14 protein-coding genes are annotated in these 18948 nt (G+C 69.1%); 7 read left to right on the top strand and 7 right to left on the bottom strand.

Translation table 11 applies throughout. The features are described from left to right. Positions 1-51: 51 nt before the first annotated feature. The 3 genes from HCR12_RS07510 to sucB all read left to right on the top strand — a co-directional run bounded on the left by HCR12_RS07510 (position 52) and on the right by sucB (position 4641). On the top strand, positions 52-1566 hold the full coding sequence (locus tag HCR12_RS07510) for a leucyl aminopeptidase (protein WP_166864724.1): 1515 nt from the start codon (positions 52-54) through the stop codon (positions 1564-1566). Between the two features lie 103 nt (positions 1567-1669). Continuing rightward, positions 1670-3040, top strand: a complete 1371-nt coding sequence (gene lpdA / locus HCR12_RS07515; RefSeq protein WP_166864729.1) for a dihydrolipoyl dehydrogenase — start codon at positions 1670-1672, stop codon at positions 3038-3040. 50 nt (positions 3041-3090) lie between these two features. After that, positions 3091-4641, top strand: a complete 1551-nt coding sequence (gene sucB, locus HCR12_RS07520; RefSeq protein WP_166864732.1) for a 2-oxoglutarate dehydrogenase, E2 component, dihydrolipoamide succinyltransferase — start codon at positions 3091-3093, stop codon at positions 4639-4641. Here sucB and HCR12_RS07525 read toward each other — a convergent pair. After that, positions 4638-5810, bottom strand: coding sequence for a hypothetical protein (locus tag HCR12_RS07525; protein ID WP_166864735.1), 1173 nt, complete (start codon positions 5808-5810; stop codon positions 4638-4640). The genes sucB and HCR12_RS07525 overlap by 4 nt on opposite strands. A 307-nt stretch (positions 5811-6117) precedes the next feature. On the opposite strand from HCR12_RS07525, the gene lipB reads away from it, so the two are divergent. From lipB to HCR12_RS07540, 3 genes are read left to right on the top strand one after another with little or no spacing between them, the layout of a single operon-like run. Next, a complete protein-coding gene (gene lipB, locus HCR12_RS07530) occupies positions 6118-6780 on the top strand; it encodes a lipoyl(octanoyl) transferase LipB (RefSeq protein ID WP_166864738.1) in 663 nt (220 codons plus the stop codon). Beyond that, positions 6777-7766: a lipoyl synthase gene (lipA, locus tag HCR12_RS07535; protein ID WP_166864743.1), complete on the top strand. Its 990-nt coding sequence runs from the start codon at positions 6777-6779 to the stop codon at positions 7764-7766. The genes lipB and lipA overlap by 4 nt, the downstream gene beginning before the upstream one ends. 20 nt (positions 7767-7786) lie before the next feature. Then, a complete protein-coding gene (locus HCR12_RS07540; RefSeq protein WP_191412320.1) occupies positions 7787-8497 on the top strand; it encodes a DUF4191 domain-containing protein in 711 nt (236 codons plus the stop codon). Between the two features lie 108 nt (positions 8498-8605). Here the strand turns inward: HCR12_RS07540 and HCR12_RS07545 are convergent, their stop codons facing one another. After that, a complete protein-coding gene (locus HCR12_RS07545; protein ID WP_166864746.1) occupies positions 8606-9028 on the bottom strand; it encodes an RDD family protein in 423 nt (140 codons plus the stop codon). A 144-nt stretch (positions 9029-9172) separates the two neighbouring features. Between HCR12_RS07545 and glnA the strand changes: the two genes are divergently transcribed. Beyond that, positions 9173-10597: a type I glutamate--ammonia ligase gene (gene glnA, locus HCR12_RS07550; protein ID WP_166867249.1), complete on the top strand. Its 1425-nt coding sequence runs from the start codon at positions 9173-9175 to the stop codon at positions 10595-10597. A gap of 97 nt (positions 10598-10694) precedes the next feature. Here the strand turns inward: glnA and HCR12_RS07555 are convergent, their stop codons facing one another. The 5 genes from HCR12_RS07555 to HCR12_RS07575 all read right to left on the bottom strand — a co-directional run bounded on the left by HCR12_RS07555 (position 10695) and on the right by HCR12_RS07575 (position 18641). Next, the gene (locus HCR12_RS07555) at positions 10695-11777 is read right to left on the bottom strand and encodes a baeRF11 domain-containing protein (RefSeq protein ID WP_166864749.1); all 1083 of its coding nucleotides are present in this window, start codon (positions 11775-11777) and stop codon (positions 10695-10697) included. A gap of 77 nt (positions 11778-11854) precedes the next feature. Beyond that, positions 11855-12865 carry an alcohol dehydrogenase AdhP gene (adhP, locus tag HCR12_RS07560; RefSeq protein WP_166864752.1) on the bottom strand — a complete coding sequence of 337 codons (1011 nt, stop codon included), beginning with the start codon at positions 12863-12865 and terminating at the stop codon, positions 11855-11857. A gap of 126 nt (positions 12866-12991) precedes the next feature. After that, positions 12992-14254, bottom strand: coding sequence for an MFS transporter (locus tag HCR12_RS07565; protein ID WP_224763322.1), 1263 nt, complete (start codon positions 14252-14254; stop codon positions 12992-12994). Between the two features lie 137 nt (positions 14255-14391). After that, positions 14392-17307 (bottom strand): bifunctional [glutamine synthetase] adenylyltransferase/[glutamine synthetase]-adenylyl-L-tyrosine phosphorylase, encoded by a 2916-nt coding sequence (locus HCR12_RS07570; protein WP_370589345.1) that lies wholly within the window; start codon positions 17305-17307, stop codon positions 14392-14394. Next, complete coding sequence (locus HCR12_RS07575) at positions 17304-18641, bottom strand: glutamine synthetase family protein (protein WP_166864758.1); 1338 nt, start codon at positions 18639-18641, stop codon at positions 17304-17306. The genes HCR12_RS07570 and HCR12_RS07575 overlap by 4 nt, the downstream gene beginning before the upstream one ends. Positions 18642-18948 lie beyond the last annotated feature (307 nt).

Here is an 18948-nt window from a genome sequence, read left to right on the forward strand (position 1 = left end):
CGGCGCGCATGCCCACAGCGAACACGCGCGGGCGACGACTAGCCTGACGACATGGCTGTTCCCGCACTCGCAACGAGCTCCGCATCCGTTCTCACCTCTGACGCTGACCTGCTCGTCGTCGGCGTGATCCGAGGGGCAGATGGCCCGGAGCTGCCGGCTGGGATCGACCTGCCGGAGCTCGCTGCGCTGCTCCCGGCGATCGGGGTGACAGGGTCGCTCGACGAGTTCAAGCGCGCCCCCGCGGTGGATGGCGCGCCTGCGCCGTTCGCGCTCATCGGCCTCGGTTCGACCCCCGACCGCGCGTCGATCCGCTCGGCGGCGGGCGCCGCGGCTCGTCTGGCGTCCGGCATCGGATCGATCGCCCTGGCCCTTCCGGTCGCGGACGCGAATGAAGCGGAGGCCGCCCTCTCGGCCGCCGGTGCCGGCGCCTACTCGTTCACCGCGTACCGCACCGCGAGCGACATCAAGCTCCCGCCTGCCTCGATCACCCTGCACGTCCCCTCCGACATCGACGTCGACGGCGTCGCCGCGCGTGCGACCTCGCTCGCCACCGCGCTCGCCTCCGTGCGCGACCTCGTCAACGCTCCCCCCGCCGACCTCTACCCGGAGACCTTCGTCGAGCAGGCGCTCGCCCTCGCCGAAGGGCTCCCGGTCGACATCGAGGTGCTCACCGAGTCCGACCTCGCCGACGGCGGTTTCGGCGGCATTCTGGGCGTCGGACGCGGATCGGTCCGGCCCCCGCGCCTCGCCGTCGTGCGCTACTCGCCCGACGCATCCGCCGCTCACCTCGCGATCGTCGGCAAGGGCATCACGTTCGACTCCGGCGGCCTCTCGCTCAAGCCTCCGTCGTCGATGCCGACCATGAAGTACGACATGACGGGCGCCGCGACCGCTCTCGTGACGGTGCTCGAAGCGGCCCGCCGGCAACTCCCCCTGCAGGTGACCGCGTGGCTGTGCCTCGCCGAGAACATGCCCTCCGGTGCCGCGACACGCCCGGGTGACGTGCTGCGCATGTGGAACGGCTCGACCGTCGAAGTCACCAACACCGACGCCGAGGGGCGCCTCGTGCTCGCGGACGGCCTCGCCTCCGCCGCAGCGGAGAAGCCCGACCTCATCGTCGACGTCGCGACCCTCACGGGGGCCGCCAAGATCGCGATGGGCGAGCGCACGACGGCCGTGATGGGCGACGACGCCGCCGTCGAGCTCGTCATCGGCGCCTCACGACGCGCCGACGAGCCCATGTGGCCGATGCCTATGCCTGCCGAGCTGCGATCCGTGCTCGACAGCGACATCGCCGACATCGCCAACGCGAAGCCCGGCAACACCGCGGGCGGCATGCTCGTCGCCGCGCACTTCCTGCGTGCCTTCGTCGGTACGACCGGATCCGAGGGGCCTGGCGCGCGCATCGGCTGGGCGCATCTCGACATCGCGAGCGCCGCGTACAACAGCGGAGCACCGTACGGCGCCATCGGGCGCGGCCCGACGGGGGTCTCCGTGCGCACCCTCCTCGAGCTCGCGGAGTCCCTCGCACGCGATGCCGAGGCGGCGGAGCCCACCAGCGCGTAGTAGGGTCGAATCCGCAAGGACCACCTTGCATCCTCTCCTCTACTCCGCGTCACCACCTATTTCGCGGGGTTTTCGACACGTGAAGCGCAAGGGAGTTTCTCCGGTGTCCGAGCAGACTTACGACCTCGTCGTTCTGGGAGCAGGAAGCGGTGGCTACGCGGCCGCTCTTCGTGCGGTTCAGTTCGGCAAGACCGTCGCCCTCATCGAGAAGGACAAGGTCGGAGGCACCTGCCTCCACGTCGGGTGCATCCCGACGAAGGCCCTCCTCCACTCCGCCGAGGTCGCCGACGTCACCCGCGACGCCGCCAAGTACGGCGTCGGCGCGCAGCTGGGCGGCATCGACATCGCCGCAGTGACCGCCTACCGCGAAGGCATCGTCGCCGGCAAGTTCAAGGGCCTCCAGGGCCTCTTGAAGGCCAAGGGCGTCACCGTCATCGAGGGCACCGGCCGCCTCACCTCGCCCACGACCGTTCAGGTCGGCGACCAGACCATCACGGGCAAGAACATCGTGCTCGCGACCGGCTCCTACTCGCGCACCCTCCCCGGTCTCGAGATCGGCGGACGCGTCATCACGTCCGAGCAGGCGCTCGCGCTCGACTTCGTGCCGAAGAAGGTCGCCGTGCTCGGCGGCGGCGTCATCGGCGTCGAGTTCTCGAGCGTCTGGAAGAGCTGGGGTGCCGACGTCACGATCATCGAGGCGCTCCCCCACCTCGTTCCCAACGAGGACGAGTCGATCTCGAAGCACTTCGAGCGCGCGTTCCGTCGTCGCGGCATCGACTTCAAGCTCGGCGTGCGCTTCAGCGGCGTCACCCAGAACGAGAACGGCGTCGTCGTGACGCTTGAGAACGGCGAGACCGTCGAGGCCGACCTCCTGCTCGTGGCCGTCGGCCGCGGCCCGGTCACCGCGAACCTCGGATACGAAGAGGTCGGCGTTCAGCTCGACCGCGGCTTCGTCGTCGTCGACGAGAACCTGCAGACCACCGTGCCCGGCGTCTACGCCGTCGGCGACATCGTTCCGGGACTCCAGCTCGCGCACCGCGGCTACCAGCAGGGCATCTTCGTCGCCGAGGTGCTCGCGGGAGAGCACCCGATCGTGGTCGAAGACGTCAACATCCCCAAGGTCACCTACTCGGACCCCGAGGTCGCGTCCGTCGGCCTCACCGAGGCGAAGGCCGCCGAGAAGTACGGAGCCGAGAACATCACCTCGCTCGAGTACAACCTCGCCGGCAACGGCAAGTCGAGCATCCTCGGCACCTCGGGTGTGGTCAAGGCCATCCGCGTCAACGACGGCCCCGTCGTCGGCGTGCACATGATCGGCGCTCGCGTGGGTGAGCTCATCGGCGAAGCGCAGCTCATCGTCGGTTGGGAAGCCCACCCCGAGGACATCGCCCCCTACCTCCACGCCCACCCGACTCAGAACGAGGCGCTCGGCGAGACCTTCCTGGCTCTCGCAGGCAAGCCCCTCCACGGCTGAGTACAGCGGCATAAGCTAGAAGAACAACGCGGAACAAGGAGCATCCACCTATGAGTGAATCCGTCAGCCTTCCGGCGCTCGGCGAGAGCGTCACCGAAGGAACGGTGACCCGCTGGCTCAAGCAGGTCGGAGACCGTGTGGAGGTCGACGAGCCGTTGCTCGAGGTCTCGACCGACAAGGTCGACACCGAGATCCCGTCGCCGGTCGCCGGCGTCATCGAGGAGATCCTCGTCGCCGAGGACGAGACCGTCGAGGTCGGTGCACCGCTCGTGCGCATCGGCTCGGGCGAGTCCGCGCCCGCTGAGGCTGCTCCGGCTGCCGAAGCTGCGCCGGCTGCCGAGGCCACCCCTGCTCCTGAGGCAGCTCCTGCCCCGGCTGCTGAGGCCGCGCCTGTCGCAGCCCCTGAGGCTGCTCCGGCTGCCGCCCCGGCGCCCGCCCCCGAGGCGGCTCCGGTTGCCGAGGCTGCCCCGGTTGCCGAGGCGGCTCCGGTTGCCGACGCTGCCCCGGCGCCCGCCCCTGAGGCTGCTCCGGCTCCGGAGGCCGCTCCCGCTCCCGCGGCTGCCCCCGCGCCTGCCGCGGCTCCCGCCCCTGAGGCGGCTCCCGCCCCTGCGGCTGCTCCGGCACCTGCGGCGGCTGCTCCGGCTCCGGCTCCGGCTCCGCAGGCTGCTCCGGCAGCTGCCGCGGCGCACTCGGCTGGGAACTCGGGATACGTCACCCCCATCGTCCGCAAGCTCGCGAACGAGAAGGGCGTCACGCTCGACGCCGTCACCGGCACGGGCGTCGGCGGACGCATCCGCAAGCAGGATGTCCTCGCCGCAGCCTCTCCCGCGGGTGCACCCGCGGCGGCGCCTGCAGCACCCTCTGCCCCGAAGCTCGAGACCTCGCCGCTGCGCGGCACGGTCGTGCCGATGACGCGCCTGCGCAAGGTCGTCGCGGAGCGCGCCGTCATCTCGATGAACTCGACCGCCCAGCTCACGACGGTCGTCGAGGCGGACGTCACCAAGATCGCCGCACTGCGCGACGAGGTCAAGGGCGCCTTCCTCGAGAAGACCGGCACGAAGCTCTCGTTCATGCCGTTCTTCGCCCTCGCGGCCGCGGAGGCGCTGCGCGCCTTCCCGATCATCAACGCGAGCGTCGACGGCGAGACGATCGTCTACCCCGACACCGAGAACATCTCGATCGCGGTCGACACCGAGCGCGGGCTGCTCACGCCGGTCATCCGCGACGCGGGTGAGCTCGACATCGCCGGCCTCGCCGGACAGATCGCCGATCTCGCCGAGCGCACCCGCGAGAACAAGCTCAAGCCCGACGAGCTCGCGGGCGGCACGTTCACGCTGACCAACACGGGTTCGCGCGGCGCGCTGTTCGACACGCCCGTCGTGTTCCTGCCGCAGGTCGCGATCCTCGGCACCGGTGTCGTCACGAAGAAGCCCGTCGTGGTCTCGCAGGACGGAAGCGACGCGATCGCGATCCGTTCGACGGTCTACCTCGCACTCTCCTACGACCACCGCATCGTCGACGGTGCTGACGCCGCTCGCTTCCTGGGCGCCGTCAAGGCGCGCCTCGAGTCGGGCGACTTCCGCTCCGAGCTCGGCATCTAAGCAGCAGACGCCCACGCGACCCAGTCGCGGATGCGCCATCCGGCCTCGCTCCTCATCAGCAGGAGCGAGGCCGGAGCTGTCTCCGGACCGATCTCGATGAGCACGCTGTCTCCGAGACGCTCGACGAGACGAGGATTCTCCGCAGCGGCGGTCGCGCGATCGCCCTCCCCTCCCGCTCTCATCGCCTCCAGCGCGCGCCGGTCCGCCGCGGAGGCCGCAGAGCCGCTCTGATTGACGCCTTCCAGGCACAGCACAGAGAGCTCGCGGAAACAGTCTTCGCGCAGATTCAGGAGGTGGATGACCGCCTCAAGGGGGTCATCCACCTGTTCGGCGTCCCCGGCGCTCGGCTCCGCGAGCGACGGCGCGGCCGAGTGAACATCCACCGAGCCGCTATCCCCCTCCGGTTGCGGTGCAGCAGTGTCCGGGATGACCGTCAGGAGCACCACCGCGGTGGCGATGGCGGCGCCGAGTGCTCCGAGGAGCAGCCTGCGCCGGTGACCGAGGCCAGCGCCCGTCGCCGTCACGGAGGCGATCGCCTCGCGGCCGCGCGCAAAGAGCCCAGGCCCGACGAAGCGCTCGACAAGGGCGACGAGCATCGGGAGCGGGCCGGACGCGGTTGGGCCGGGCATCTCGATCGGCTCCGCGAGCGTCTGCTCCGGCGGCGCCGTGACCGAATCCTCGAGCCGCACCGTGAGGGGCGCTGCGAGCTCACGGAGTCCGCGCACGAGCGCGGCGGCCACGTCGCGGCCCTCGAGGGTCGCGACCTCGGCCGCGAGTGCGCGGGCTGCGGCTGCGCGCGAGCCGGCCACTCGTCCGAGGAGGTCCTGTGCCAGCGCGCGCAGCGCCTCGCGGTCCGCGCGCACCTCGGGGATGGACTCGAGAGCGACCTCGGGGGCGCGCGGCGGGAAGAGCGCTGCGGCGCCCAGGTCGTCGACGACGGGCCCGCGATCCGCGAGCACGACCGTCGACGCGCCGAAGCCGCCGAATGCCGTGCCCGCATCGTGGACAGTCAGCAGGGTGGTCGCGAGCGGCTCCAGGACAGCGACCGCCTCCCCCGCCGCCCAGCTATCCCGTACCGCGAGAACCTCGGAGAGGCGTCGTCCCGTGGGGTGCTCGAACAGCGCCGCGATGCCGTGCTGATCGGCGACGACGTCGAGAGCGCAGATCACGCCGGTGTGATCGATACGCGCAGCCGCGGAGATCAGGCGAGTGACTCGACGCGCACCATCGGCTGTGCGGGGCCGCACCAGCTGGGCTCGCGTCGCGCGCTGATCGTCCCCATAGCGGACGAGGTGCGTCTCGCTCCACGTCGTCTCGGCAAGCAGCCGGAGATGGAGGATCCCGGGGAGCTCAGGGGGCGGCAGCACGGCACGAGTTCAGCACCGACGCGCGGCGGAGGCCGCCGCTCGCCCCGCGAGTGTGAGTCGGGGCGCATGACAACCGGTGGGGAGGACAACGCGCAGGTAGGCTGAACGCGTGGTCGACTACGTCGTCACGGGGCTAAGCGCCAACTCCGTGTCGTATTCGACGGCCCTCGAACGTCAGCGTGCCCTGCATGCCGACGTCGCGAGCGGTCGGGCGCCAGATACTGTGCTCCTTCTCGAGCACCCGTCCGTCTACACCGCAGGAAAGCGGACCGAGCCGGAGGAGCGTCCCCGCGACGGCACGCCGGTCATCGACGTCGACCGCGGTGGCAAGATCACCTGGCACGGCCCAGGGCAGCTCATCGGCTACCCCATCGTGCGCCTGGCGGATCCCCTGGATGTGGTCGCGTACGTGCGGCGGCTCGAGCAGCTGCTCATCGAGGTGATCGGCGAATTCGGCGTGCACGGCGAACGTGTGGACGGTCGCAGCGGCGTGTGGATCCCGCGTGACGGGGCACCGCACGACAAGATCGCCGCGATCGGCATCCGGGTGTCCGATGGCGTCACCATGCACGGCTTCGCGCTGAACTGCAGCAACGATCTCGCGCCGTACGCGCGCATCGTCGCGTGCGGCATCCGCGACGCCGGGGTGACGACGCTCTCCCGAGAGCTCGGACGCACCGTGGCTCCCTCGGACGTCGTGGACGCCGTCACGGCGCGGTTCGAGGACGCGGTGGGGCCGAGCCTGCGCACGCACGCGGGGGTGCTCGCATGACCGCCGCACCCGAGGGTCGCAAGCTCCTGCGGATCGAGGCGCGCAACGCGCAGATCCCGATCGAGCGCAAACCCGAGTGGATCAAGACCAGAGCGCGCATGGGGCCGGAGTACACGGCACTGCAGTCACTCGTGAAGTCGGAGAACCTGCACACGGTGTGCCAGGAGGCCGGCTGCCCGAACATCTTCGAGTGCTGGGAGGATCGCGAGGCGACCTTCCTCATCGGAGGCAGCCAGTGCACACGGCGATGCGACTTCTGTCAGATCGACACCGGGAAGCCTGCCGACTACGACACGGATGAGCCGCGCCGCGTCGCCGAATCCGTCACGCGCATGCAGCTGCGCTACGCCACCGTCACGGGCGTCGCGCGCGACGACCTGCCCGATGAGGGCGCCTGGCTGCACGCCGAGACGGTGCGCGCGATCCACGCGGCCAACCCCGGCACCGGCGTCGAGATCCTCGCGACCGACTTCTCCGGCAACCCGGACCTCCTCGCCGAGGTGTTCTCATCGCGGCCGGAGGTCTTCGCGCACAACGTCGAGACGGTCCCCCGCATCTTCAAGCGCATCCGCCCCGCGTTCCGCTACGAACGCTCGCTCGGGGTCATCACGGCCGCGCGTGACGCCGGACTCATCACGAAGTCCAACCTCATCCTCGGCATGGGCGAGGAACGTCACGAGATCTCGGAGGCGCTGCGCGACCTCCGTGACGCGGGCTGCGACATCATCACCGTGACTCAGTACCTGCGCCCCACACCGCGCCACCTTCCGGTGGCATCGTGGCTGCGTCCGGAGGAGTTCGTCGAGATCAAGCAGGAGGCCGAGGAGCTCGGCTTCCTCGGGGTGCTCGCCGGACCGCTCGTGCGCTCGAGCTACCGGGCGGGGCGGCTGTGGGCGCAGTCGATGGTCGCGAAGGGTCGTGAGATCCCGGATCATCTGCGCCACCTCGCCGAAGGCGAACGCGGATTCGCACAGGCGGTGTCTTAGGAAGCCGTAGGCTGGTGTGCATGGCACGCATCAAGCGCGAGAAGAAGAACAAGGAGCCCGGCCGCCTCAAGCAGATGTGGCAGGTCTTCCAGATGACGCGTCGGCAGGATCCGACAGTCACCTGGGTGATGCTCGTCGCGTTCATCGCGCCGATCGCGGTATCGATCGTGTTCGCGCTGTGGCTCTCCGGCGGCAACGTGCTGAGCATCGTGCTGACGATCATCACGGGTGTGATGGTGGGTCTGCTGCTCGGCATGATCGTGCTCGGTCGACGCGCCGAACGCGCCGCCTACCAGCAGATCTCGGGCCAGCCGGGTGCAGTGAGTGCCGTGCTGAAGAACGGTCTGCGTCGCAGCTGGATCGCCAACGAGGAGCCGGTCGCGTTCAGCCCGCGCACCATGGATGCGGTGTACCGCGCCGTCGGCAAGCCGGGCATCGTGCTCATCAGCGAAGGTCCGCTCTCGCGCACCCAGCCGATGCTCGACAAGGAGCGCGCCAACCTCGGCCGCCTTGTTCCGACCGTTCCCGTGTACGAGCTGCATGTGGGCCCCGACCCCGAATCGCTCGAGCTGCACCGCCTTCCCGGTGCGATGAAGAAGTTCCCCAAGAAGCTCACGAAGGCCGAGATCCTCACGGTCGACAAGCGCATCACGTCGGTGAAGAAGGTCAAGGGCTGGGGCATTCCGGCTGGCATCGACCCGACTCGCCTGCGCGCGCCGCGGCCTCGCTGACCCCACACCTTCAGAACGCGCGATCGCTCAGCGGTCGCGCGTTCTGCGTTTCACGAGGGCGAACCGAGGAAGCGCGTTGAACGCTCAGAGCGCTCGACCGCCGAGCGATCAGACGCGGACGAGCACCGTGCCGGCGATCTTGTCGTGGAGTCCGCGCTGGTCGACATCCCAGATGAGTGCGGGGATGACAAGGCACAGCAGCAGCGTCCGCACCGCCGGGCGCCAGAACCCGAGGTAGCCCCCCGCGACCGGCACCACGCGCATGCGCATGACGATGTGGCCGAGGCTGCCGTTGAGGGTGATCAGGAACACGTACTGGAGCACCGCGAAGATCGCGAGGTTGATGAACGGGTCAGCGCCATTCGGCGTCGGGAAGAACGACCACGACAGGAAGTACGCGGGGGCCCAGTCGATCGCGAGGGCGGCGAGCCGGCGACCGAATCGCGCCACGGATCGGGGCCCCGCTGCGGGGAGCCCCAGACGCTCGCCGGGCCAACGGGATTCGGGCTGCGTCTCGGGTGCACTGCTCACCCGTCCACTCTAGATTCCCCTCCGTAACATGGCCGAAACAATCCGGTCATGGCAGGGAAATGCCGCCCCTCTAGCCTCAAGCGTGGCGGCATCCGCAGCCGAACCCCGATACATGCCACTGGAGATACACCCATGTCCAAGCCTCTGTTCAGCGACTCCTCCGAGGTGCTGAAGTTCATCAAGGACACGGATGTCAAGTTCGTCGACGTCCGATTCACCGACCTGCCGGGCATCCAGCAGCACTTCAACCTTCCCGCTTCCGCCATCGATGAGGCCTTCTTCACGGAGGGGCAGCTGTTCGACGGCTCCTCGATCCGCGGCTTCCAGTCGATCCACGAGTCGGATCTCCAGCTGATCCCCGACGTGAGCACGGCGTTCATCGACCCGTACCGCGACAACCGCACGCTCGTCATCATCTTCGACATCTACAACCCGCGCACGGGTGAGGTGTACGGCCGCGACCCGCGTCAGGTTGCCAAGAAGGCGGAGAAGTTCCTCGCCTCGACCGGCATCGCCGACACCGCGTTCTTCGCGCCCGAGGCGGAGTTCTTCATCTTCGACGACGTGCGCTTCGAGGTGAAGCAGAACAAGAGCTTCTACGAGGTGGACTCCTCGGAGGCGGCGTGGAACTCGGGCCGCGAGGAAGAGGGCGGCAACCTCGCCAACAAGACCCCCTACAAGGGCGGCTACTTCCCCGTCACCCCCGTCGACCAGCACGCCGACCTGCGCGACGACATCGTGCTCAAGCTGCAGGAGGTCGGACTCGAGGTCGAGCGCAGCCACCACGAGGTGGGCACCGCCGGCCAGGGTGAGATCAACTACCGATTCGACACCATGGTGCACTCGGCCGACGACATCCTGAAGTTCAAGTACGTCGTCAAGAACTCGGCGCTCGAGTGGGGCAAGGTCGCGACCTTCATGCCGAAGCCGCTCATGGGCGACAACGGCTCGGGCATGCACGTGCACATGTCGCTCTGGAGCGACGGCAAGCCGCTCTTCTACGACGAGCAGGGCTACGCCGGCCTCTCGGACATCGCGCGCTGGTACATCGGCGGCGTCCTCAAGCACGCGCCCGCGCTGGCGGCGTTCACCAACCCGTCGGTGAACTCCTACCACCGTCTGGTCCCCGGCTTCGAGGCGCCCGTCAACCTGGTCTACTCGGCCGGCAACCGCTCGGCGTCGATCCGCATCCCGATCACGGGCACCAACCCGAAGGCGAAGCGCATCGAGTACCGCGCGCCCGACTCGTCGTCGAACCCGTACCTCGCGTTCGCCGCGCTCCTGATGGCCGGCATCGACGGCATCAAGAACAAGATCGAGCCGCACGAGCCCATCGACAAGGACCTCTACGAGCTTCCCCCGGAGGAGGCGCTCGGCATCCCGCAGCTGCCGGGTTCGCTCGGCGACGCGCTCGACGCGCTCGAGGCCGACCACGAGTTCCTGCTCGAGGGCGGCGTGTTCACGCAGGACCTCATCGACACGTGGCTGGACTACAAGCGCACCAAGGAGCTCGCTCCCTTCGCGCAGCGTCCGCACCCGTTCGAGTACGAGCTGTACTTCGGCGTGTAAGACCGCACGGCTGACGAGAGCCCTCCGACTTCGCTTCAGGAAGTCGGAGGGCTCTCTCTCGCTATTCGACTCGAAGCCCTCGCCCGAGGTACGCGTTTCAGCGCACCAGCGGGTAGCGGAGGATCCCGGCGACCGCCCCTGATCCCCCCGAGGGGTCGGAGCGGAGAGGGACGATGGTCGCGTCGGTGGCGAGCGCCTGTCGGATGAGCTCGTCTCCGCGGTCGTGTGTCGGCCCGGCCAGCGCTGTGGGCGTACGCCACTCCGTGTCGATGAAGAGCGTGTCGAGTCTGCCTTCTGTGACGGCTCGTTCGACGGCCTCGAGGCCGTGGACGGACATCTCGGGAGGTGACGCAGCGAGCCGATCGACATGCGCCTGCTGGACACCGGCGCGATACTGCCGGACCACCCCGTCCGCGAGGTCCGCCACCCGTTCCGGAGTGTCGTCATCGTGGTTCCCGCCGACGTGACCGATGATCTGATCCGCTGCGGGGGCGGTCGCTTCGAGGGCACTCAGGAGCGGCTGCGTCGCCGCGAGAACGACGACAGCCTGCGCTGCCCGCCTGACGGGTTCGACCGCATGGTGGATGTCCCTGGCGTACTCGCGCAGGCGCACATCGGGATCCTCCGTCTTGCGCAGGTGAGCGAGCGCATCTCGGTCCCCGGCGAGGTCGAGATTCGTGGAACTGCGGAAATCTTCCGGAAGTCCGGGCACGTCGATCGCCGCGGCCGGGTGCACACTCGTGTCGATCAGCCGGATGCGGTTCTCAGAGGCAGCCAACACGAACGCGACCGGCTGCAGAGCGAGCATTCCTTCCAGCAGAGGCGCGATGAGGAAGCGATCGCTGACACCGACCCACGGAGCAGGCGTCGTCGTCAACGGGATGATCTCGGTGTGCTGTGCGGTGGCGAAGATGGCGACTGTCGCGATCCGGGGGTCGATCGGAGCATGCGCCGCGGACGGCCTCGTCAGCTGCTCCAGCTGCGCGCAGATCTCGCCTGCGACCGCTTCGGGTGCCCCCGCCTCGCGCAGCGCGTCTCTCGCAGCGCGAATCTGAGCTCTGGCGAGCTCGGACGGATGATTCCCGCGAAGCCAGGCTTCGGCGTCACCGTAGATCGTGGCGGACCACGGCGCGCGCGCATCGGCGAGTCGGCGCACGTCTGTCAGGGACGGGGCTGCCATCTCAGCCCTCAGCCCCGACGGCGATGACGTTCATGAAGTCGCCTTTCTCCCGGCGTTCAACGCACACGGCCGCGATCTCAGTACTCGAAGACGAGACGGGCGGGAACCGCGCCCGCGAGCACGTCGTCGATGGCCTCGTTGACCTGTTCGAGCGTGCGCGACTCGGCGATGACGGTCGTGCGTCCCGCCGCGTGCAGGGCGAACACCTCGGCGAGATCCTGACGGGTGCCGACGATGGACCCGATGATCGAGATCCCCTTCAGGACGGTGTCGAAGATCGACACCGTCATCTGCTCGTCCGCTGGGAGGGCGACGCAGATCAGCCGTCCGCCACGGCTCAGCGAGGAGAACGCCTGCTCGAACACCCGCGGGGACGCCGCGAGCACGATCGCGACGTCCGCTCCACCCAGTTCCTGGATCGCCTCGACGGGGTCCACCTTCGCCGCGTTGACGACGTGATCGGCACCCAGCTCACGCGCCAGGTCGAGCTTCACGTCCTCGACGTCGACGGCGATGACCGAGCCACCCATGATCCGCGCGTACTGCAGCGCCAGGTGGCCGAGCCCGCCGATGCCGAACACCGCCACCTTCTCGGTGGGAACGATGTGGGCGACCTTGAGTGCCTTGTAGGTCGTCACTCCCGCGCAGGTGAGCGGGGCGGCATCGAACGAGGAGACGCCCTCCGGGACGGGAACGACGTACTTCGCCGCAGCGACCGCGTATTCCGCGAACCCACCGTCGACGGAGTACCCCGAGTTGCGCTGGCTCTCGCAGAGCGTCTCTCGCCCGTCGATGCAGTAGCGGCATTCTCCGCACGCGTAGCCCAGCCAGGGGATCGCGACCCGCTCTCCGACGCTGCGATCGGTCACACCGTCGCCGAGCTTCTCGACGATTCCGACACCCTCGTGGCCGGGCACGAACGGCGGCTGCGGCTTGACCGGCCAGTCGCCGTGCGCGGCGTGGATGTCGGTGTGACAGAGCCCGCACGTCTCCAACCGGATCAGGACTTCTCCCGGGCCCGGTTCCGGGATGTCCCTCTGCAGGACCTCCAGCGGCGCGGTGAACGAGGTGACGACTGCGGCTTTCATGGCGGCTCCTTCAGCATCCGCGTGACAACAACACGGTGCGAGCCTCCCCCGGCCGCCGCGTCGAGGGCAGAGTCTTTCGGCAGGGAATGCGAATCGCCGACGCGGCCGATAGGCGGCGAGACGGCGTCAGGCGGCGAAGCGGCCGCGGCGCGCGACGGGGTGCCGGCCGTGCACGATCACGTACCAGATCCCGGCGAGCAGCGCGACGCCCGCGAGGCCCGCGAACGTCCAGCCGTAGCCGAATCCGCCGATCGCGAAGCCGAGGAGGGCCGGGCAGATGCCGAAGCCGATGTCGGTGAAGAGGAAGAGCGAAGACAGGCCTGTTCCGATCCGCTCAGGCGGCACCGAATGGACGGCGATCGCCTGCGATGCGGGCATGAGCGATCCATAGCCGAGTCCGCACAGCGCTCCCGAGAGCACGACGTGCCAATCCTCCGTCGCGCCCGCGACCACGAGTGCGGCGGCGGCCATGACGAGGATCGCCGGGTAGACGACGGTGTTGTCGCCCCGGCGGTCCTGAAGCCGACCGAGCACGAGGCGCCCGGCGAACATCATCGCGGCATAGGCGACGAAGAAGAAGCCTGCCCCTGCGAGCAGGTCGCGCTCGATCGCGAACCCGTTGAGATAGGTGACGATACCGGCGTAGGACATGCCGACGAGCATCATGAACAACCCGATGGGCACAACGGATGGCGCGAGGATGCCGCTCCACTGGATGCGCAGCCCGCGCCGCTCGCGTGGAAGCAGATCGCGCTCGTCGCGCACGAAGAGCGCGAGTACGAGCCCCGCTGCGCCGATGACGAGCGAGCACCAGAACAGCATCGTGTACGTCGAGACGCCGACGAGCAGGAGGCCGAGCGCGGGCCCGACAGCCGTCGCAACGGTCGAGCTGAGCGAGAGATAGCCGGTGCCCTCCGCCCGGCGCCGCGCAGGCACGACGGACTGCGCGAGCGACATGCTCGCTGTGGAGGCGATCGCGAACGTCGCGCCGTGGAGGACGCGGACCGCGACGAGCATGGCGAAGGTGTCGGCAACCAGGTACAGGCACGACACCGCGCACCCGATCAGCAGGACGATGAGGAGCAGCCGGCGCCGGGGCAGCGCGTCGACGATGCCGCCCGCGAAGAGCCGCATGACTGTCGCGCCGATGATGAAGGCGCTCGATGCCAGTCCGCCCTCCGCATCGGACGCCGCGAACCGCGACATCGCGTAGACGGCGAGCGTCGTGACGAGGAGGTAGTACACGAAGTACTGGGCGAAGTTGATGAGCCAGCCGAGCACGAAGGGCCCGGTGAAGATGGGAGCCCGTTCGCCGTGCGATGCGTCTGTCTTCGGCGGCAGAGGGATCGCTGCGGTGTCGTACGGTACGCCGTCGACGGGGACTGACACGATGCCTCCCAGGCACGATCTTGATGCGTCATTCAACGCACGGATCTCAGGCTATCGCGCGGCGACGGCACACGAGACGCGTCTGATCGAACGTGCAACAACCCGCGGGCCATCCCGCTCGGACATCGTCGGCGAGCTCAGATCCGCGAGCCGTAGAACCGCAGCTCGAACACCTGCCGGGCGAGACGCGTCGTGCGCAGGTAATCCTCCTCCAGCTGGGTCGCCGAGTGCGCCGGGTAGCCCATGAGTCGCGCGATGCCTTCGAGCGCCTGCCGGTCTGTGGGCAGCACATCCGCCGTCCGCGCCGTCCAGAGCGTCATCGCCGAGCGCGTACGCGACGCGATGAGCCAGGCTGCGCGCAGCCGCTCTGCGTCGGATGCGGGAAGCAGCTCCGCGTCGACCGCCGCGTCCAGCGCATCGAGCGTCGAGGGCGTGCGCAACGCGGGCAGGGCGTGCGCGTGCTCGATCTGCAGCAGCTGCACGAGCCACTCCACATCGGAGAGCGAACCGCGCCCGAGCTTCAGATGCCGCGAGGGGTCTGCGCCCTGCGGGAGCCGCTCCGACTCCACTCGCGCCTTGATGCGCTTCACCTCGCGCACCGCGTCGGGGCCCACCTCGGCGGGGTAGCGGATGCCGTCGGCCATCTCCTCGAACGCGGCGAGAAGCTCCGCATCGCCGACGACACCGCGGGCTCGCAGCAGCGCCTGCGCCTCCCAGGTGAGCGACCAGCGCGCGTAGTACGCGCGATAGCTGTCGAGCGAGCGCACAGGCGGGCCGTTCTTGCCCTCCGGGCGCAGTCCCAGATCGAGATCGAGCGGGAGGCGAAGATCCTCTGTGAGGCGCTTGATCTCGCGGACGATGTGCTCGGCCCGCTTCTGGGCGACCTCGGGCTCGCAGCCAGCCGGGCGGTAGACGTACATGATGTCGGCGTCGCTGCCGAATCCGAGCTCGCCGCCGCCGTAGCGGCCCATCGCGATGATGCCGAACTCGACCTCGTCGCCCCACTCGTGCGCGAGAGACAGAGCGCCGGTGAGGATCGCGGTCGTGATGTCGCTGAGCGCCTGCCCGACCTCCTCGACCTTCACGACCTCGACCATCGCCCCGAGCGCGACCCGGAGCACCTCACGGCGCCGTGCGGTGCGCAGCGCGGCCGCGGCCGCCTCCACCGACTCCGGATGCCGTGCGAGGGTGGCGCGGGTTTCGTCGAGAAGCTCGGCGAGCGGGCGGGGCCGGAGCTCTGCGTCGTTCTCGAGCCACGCCGCGGCCTCGGGGATGCGCTCGAACAGCGACCCGACGAAACGTGAGCCCGAGAGCACCGTGGTGAGGCGATGAGCGCCACCCGAGGAGTCGCGCAGCATGCGCAGGAACCAGTACTCCTCGCCGAGGTCCTCCGAGAGGCGGCGGAACGCCAGCAGACCGTAATCCGGGTCGGGGCCGTCGGCGAACCACTGCAGAAGCACCGGCAGCAGGGTGCGCTGGATCGCCGCTCGACGCGACACTCCCCCGCTGAGCGCGGCGATGTGTCGCAGCGCACCGGCGGGATCGCGGAAGCCGATCGCGGCAAGACGAGCCTCCGCCTGCTCGCTCGTGAGCGCGTAGCCATCCTCGGGCAGCGCCGCCACCGCCGAGAGAAGCGGGCGGTAGAAGAGCTTCTCGTGGAGGCTGCGCACCGCTTGCTGCACGCCCCGCCACGCCACGATGAGGCCGTCGGCGGTCGTCGCGAGGCGCGACCCGCGCGCGATGGCACGTCGACGGTCCTCCTCGCGCGGCATGAGGTGGGTGCGGCGCAGCCGTGACAGCTGAATGCGGTGCTCGATGAGGCGCAGGAAGCGGTAGTCGCGTGCGAATTCATCCGCCTCCGCACGCCCGATGTACCCGCGCTCGCCGAGCGCCTCGAGCGCGTCGAGGGTGCCGCGCTGGCGGATGTCCGGGTCGGCCTGACCGTGCACGAGCTGCAGCAGCTGGATCGTGAATTCGACGTCGCGGAGCCCCCCAGGGCCCAGCTTGATCTGCACGTCGACCTCGTCGCGCGGGATGTGGGCGAGCACGCGCTCGCGCATCCTCTGCACGCTCTCGACGAAACCCTCTCGAGAGGATGCGGACCAGACCTTCGGCGCGACGCCGGCGACGAAACGCTCGCCGAGTGCGAGGTCCCCCGCCATCGCGCGGGCCTTGAGCAGCGCCTGGAACTCCCAGCTCTTCGCCCATCGGTCGTAGTAGGCCAGGTGCGAATCGAGGGTGCGCACGAGGGCGCCGTCTTTGCCCTCGGGCCGGAGGTTCGCGTCGACCTCCCACAGCGCCGGCTCCACGGCGAGCTCGCTGAGGGCGTGCATCGTGTCGATCGCGAGACGGGTGGCGATCTCGACCGCGCGGGCGTCCGAGATCCCCTCACCCCCACCCACGAAGATGACGTCGACGTCGCTCAGGTAGTTGAGCTCGCGCGCTCCGGACTTGCCCATGCCGATGATCGCGAGACGCGTCGCCGCGACCTCGTCGGCAGGGAATCGCGACGAACGGCGTGCGATGTCGATCCCGCCATCGAGGGCGGCGCCGGCAAGGTCGGCGAGAGCGGCGGCGACGATATCGACCACGTCGATCGGCGCGGGCTGCTCGAGGTCCCAGGCAGCGAGGCGGGCGAGTTCGCGGCGGTAGGCCACGCGCAGCGCCACCCATGCCTCGTCACCGACGAGACCGTCGACGGCTCGCAGCATCGTCGCCCGATACCCCGCCGCATCGTCCGGACGCGCGATCGGCCGCTCGAGCACGTCGAGATGCTCCGGATGCCGCAGCAGGAACTCCGCGACGCCCTCGGAGGCGCCCAGCAGCGCGAGCAGACGACTCGCGCCTCCCGCGTCGTCGAGGAGCGCGCGCACGCGAGTGCCGTCCTTCTCCAGCAGGGCGAGAAGCAGGCGCAGCGCCTGATCCGGGTCGGCGACACCCGCGAAGAGCGGCACGACGTGCTCGGGCACGCCGGGAAGAGCGGCGGCCGCTCCCCCCAGGTCGACGAAACCCAACCGAGCGAGCTCGGTGAGTGTGACGGCCTTCCGGGTCAGAGCGCTTCCAGGTTCGACTCGAGCTCGAAGGGCGTCACCTGCTGGCGGTAGCCCGCCCATTCGCGACGCTTGTTGAGCAGGACGTAGTTGAAGACCTGCTCACCGAGCGTCTCGGCGACGAGCTCCGACTCCTCCATGATGAGCAGCGCGCGGTCGAGGCTCGACGGCAGCGCCTCGTACCCCATGGCGCGACGCTCGGCGCTCGACATGTTGAACACGTCGCCCTCGGCCTCGGGAGGCAGCTCGTAGCCCTCCTCGATGCCCTTCAGTCCCGCAGCGAGCAGCAGCGAGTACGCAAGGTACGGGTTCGCCGCCGAATCGATGCCGCGGTACTCGACGCGCGCACTCTGGCCCTTGCCGGGCTTGTAGAGCGGGACGCGCACGAGGGCCGAGCGGTTGTTGTGGCCCCAGGTGACGTAGCTGGGAGCCTCGTCGCCGCCCCACAGTCGCTTGTAGGAGTTCACGAACTGGTTCGTGACGGCCGTGATCTCGGGCGCGTGACGCAGAATGCCCGCGACGAACTGACGCCCGATCGGGGACAGCTGGTACTGACCCGACGGGTCGAAGAACGCGTTCGTGTCGCCTTCGAAGAGCGAGACGTGCGTGTGCATTCCCGAACCGGGGTGCTCAGCGAACGGCTTCGGCATGAAGGTCGCGTAGCAGCCCTGCTCGATCGCGACCTCCTTGATGACGGTGCGGAAGGTCATGATGTTGTCGGCGGTCGTGAGCGCGTCGGCGTAGCGCAGATCGATCTCGTTCTGACCGGGGCCAGCCTCGTGGTGGCTGAACTCGACGGAGATGCCGAGATCCTCGAGCATCCGCACGCTGCGCCGACGGAAGTCGTGAGCGGTGCCTCCCGGCACGTTGTCGAAGTAGCCAGCCGAGTCGACCGGAACGGGGCGCCCGTTCTTCAGCTTGCTCGACTTGAGCAGGTAGAACTCGATCTCCGGGTGCGTATAGAACGTGAACCCGCGATCTGCGGCCTTCGCGAGGGTGCGCTTGAGCACATTGCGCGGGTCGGCGACAGCGGGCTGACCATCAGGCGTCGAGATGTCGCAGAACATGCGAGCGGTCGGGTCGACCTCGCCTCGCCACGGGAGGATCTGGAAGGTGGTGGGGTCGGGGTGTGCCAGCACGTCCGCCTCGAACGCGCGCGTGAGGCCCTCGATGGCCGAGCCGTCGATTCCGACGCCCTCGCTGAAGGCTCCCTCGACCTCAGCGGGCGCGAGCGCGACCGACTTGAGGGTGCCGACGACATCCGTGAACCAGAGGCGGATGAACTTCACCCCGCGCTCCTCGATGGTGCGCAGAACGAAGTCTCGCTGCTTGTCCATTCGGTCCCCTTCTTGCCACGATGCGCGGTGGTTTCCAGGGTAGTGGCACGGTCGCCCCGGGGAGCGCATCTGCGACACCTCCCAGATACGTGACGAAGTATCGCGGCATGCGCGGTACGCTGTCAGATGGCGATGATGCCGGAACGGCCCAAGTCGCCTACCGTTTGGATCCCGTTCACTCTGGAAGCTCCATCGAGAAGCCCGACGAACCGACGATCTCGGATGCGGTGCTCGGATGCGACCACGTGCTTCCGGTCATGATCCATCGTGGGTTGGTCGCCCTCCCGCCCCCAGTTCGATCCGCTCG

This window comes from Salinibacterium sp. ZJ70 (genome assembly GCF_011751865.2).
Lineage (GTDB): Bacteria > Actinomycetota > Actinomycetes > Actinomycetales > Microbacteriaceae > Homoserinibacter.

Coding starts and splice junctions, on each gene's coding strand:
- HCR12_RS07510 (WP_166864724.1), top strand. CDS start 52: ATGGCTGTTCCCGCACTCGCAACGAGCTCCGCATCCGTTCTCACCTCT.
- HCR12_RS07555 (WP_166864749.1), bottom strand. CDS start 11,777: ATGGCAGCCCCGTCCCTGACAGACGTGCGCCGACTCGCCGATGCGCGC.
- adhP (WP_166864752.1), bottom strand. CDS start 12,865: ATGAAAGCCGCAGTCGTCACCTCGTTCACCGCGCCGCTGGAGGTCCTG.
- sucB (WP_166864732.1), top strand. CDS start 3,091: ATGAGTGAATCCGTCAGCCTTCCGGCGCTCGGCGAGAGCGTCACCGAA.
- HCR12_RS07575 (WP_166864758.1), bottom strand. CDS start 18,641: ATGGACAAGCAGCGAGACTTCGTTCTGCGCACCATCGAGGAGCGCGGG.
- lipA (WP_166864743.1), top strand. CDS start 6,777: ATGACCGCCGCACCCGAGGGTCGCAAGCTCCTGCGGATCGAGGCGCGC.
- HCR12_RS07540 (WP_191412320.1), top strand. CDS start 7,787: ATGGCACGCATCAAGCGCGAGAAGAAGAACAAGGAGCCCGGCCGCCTC.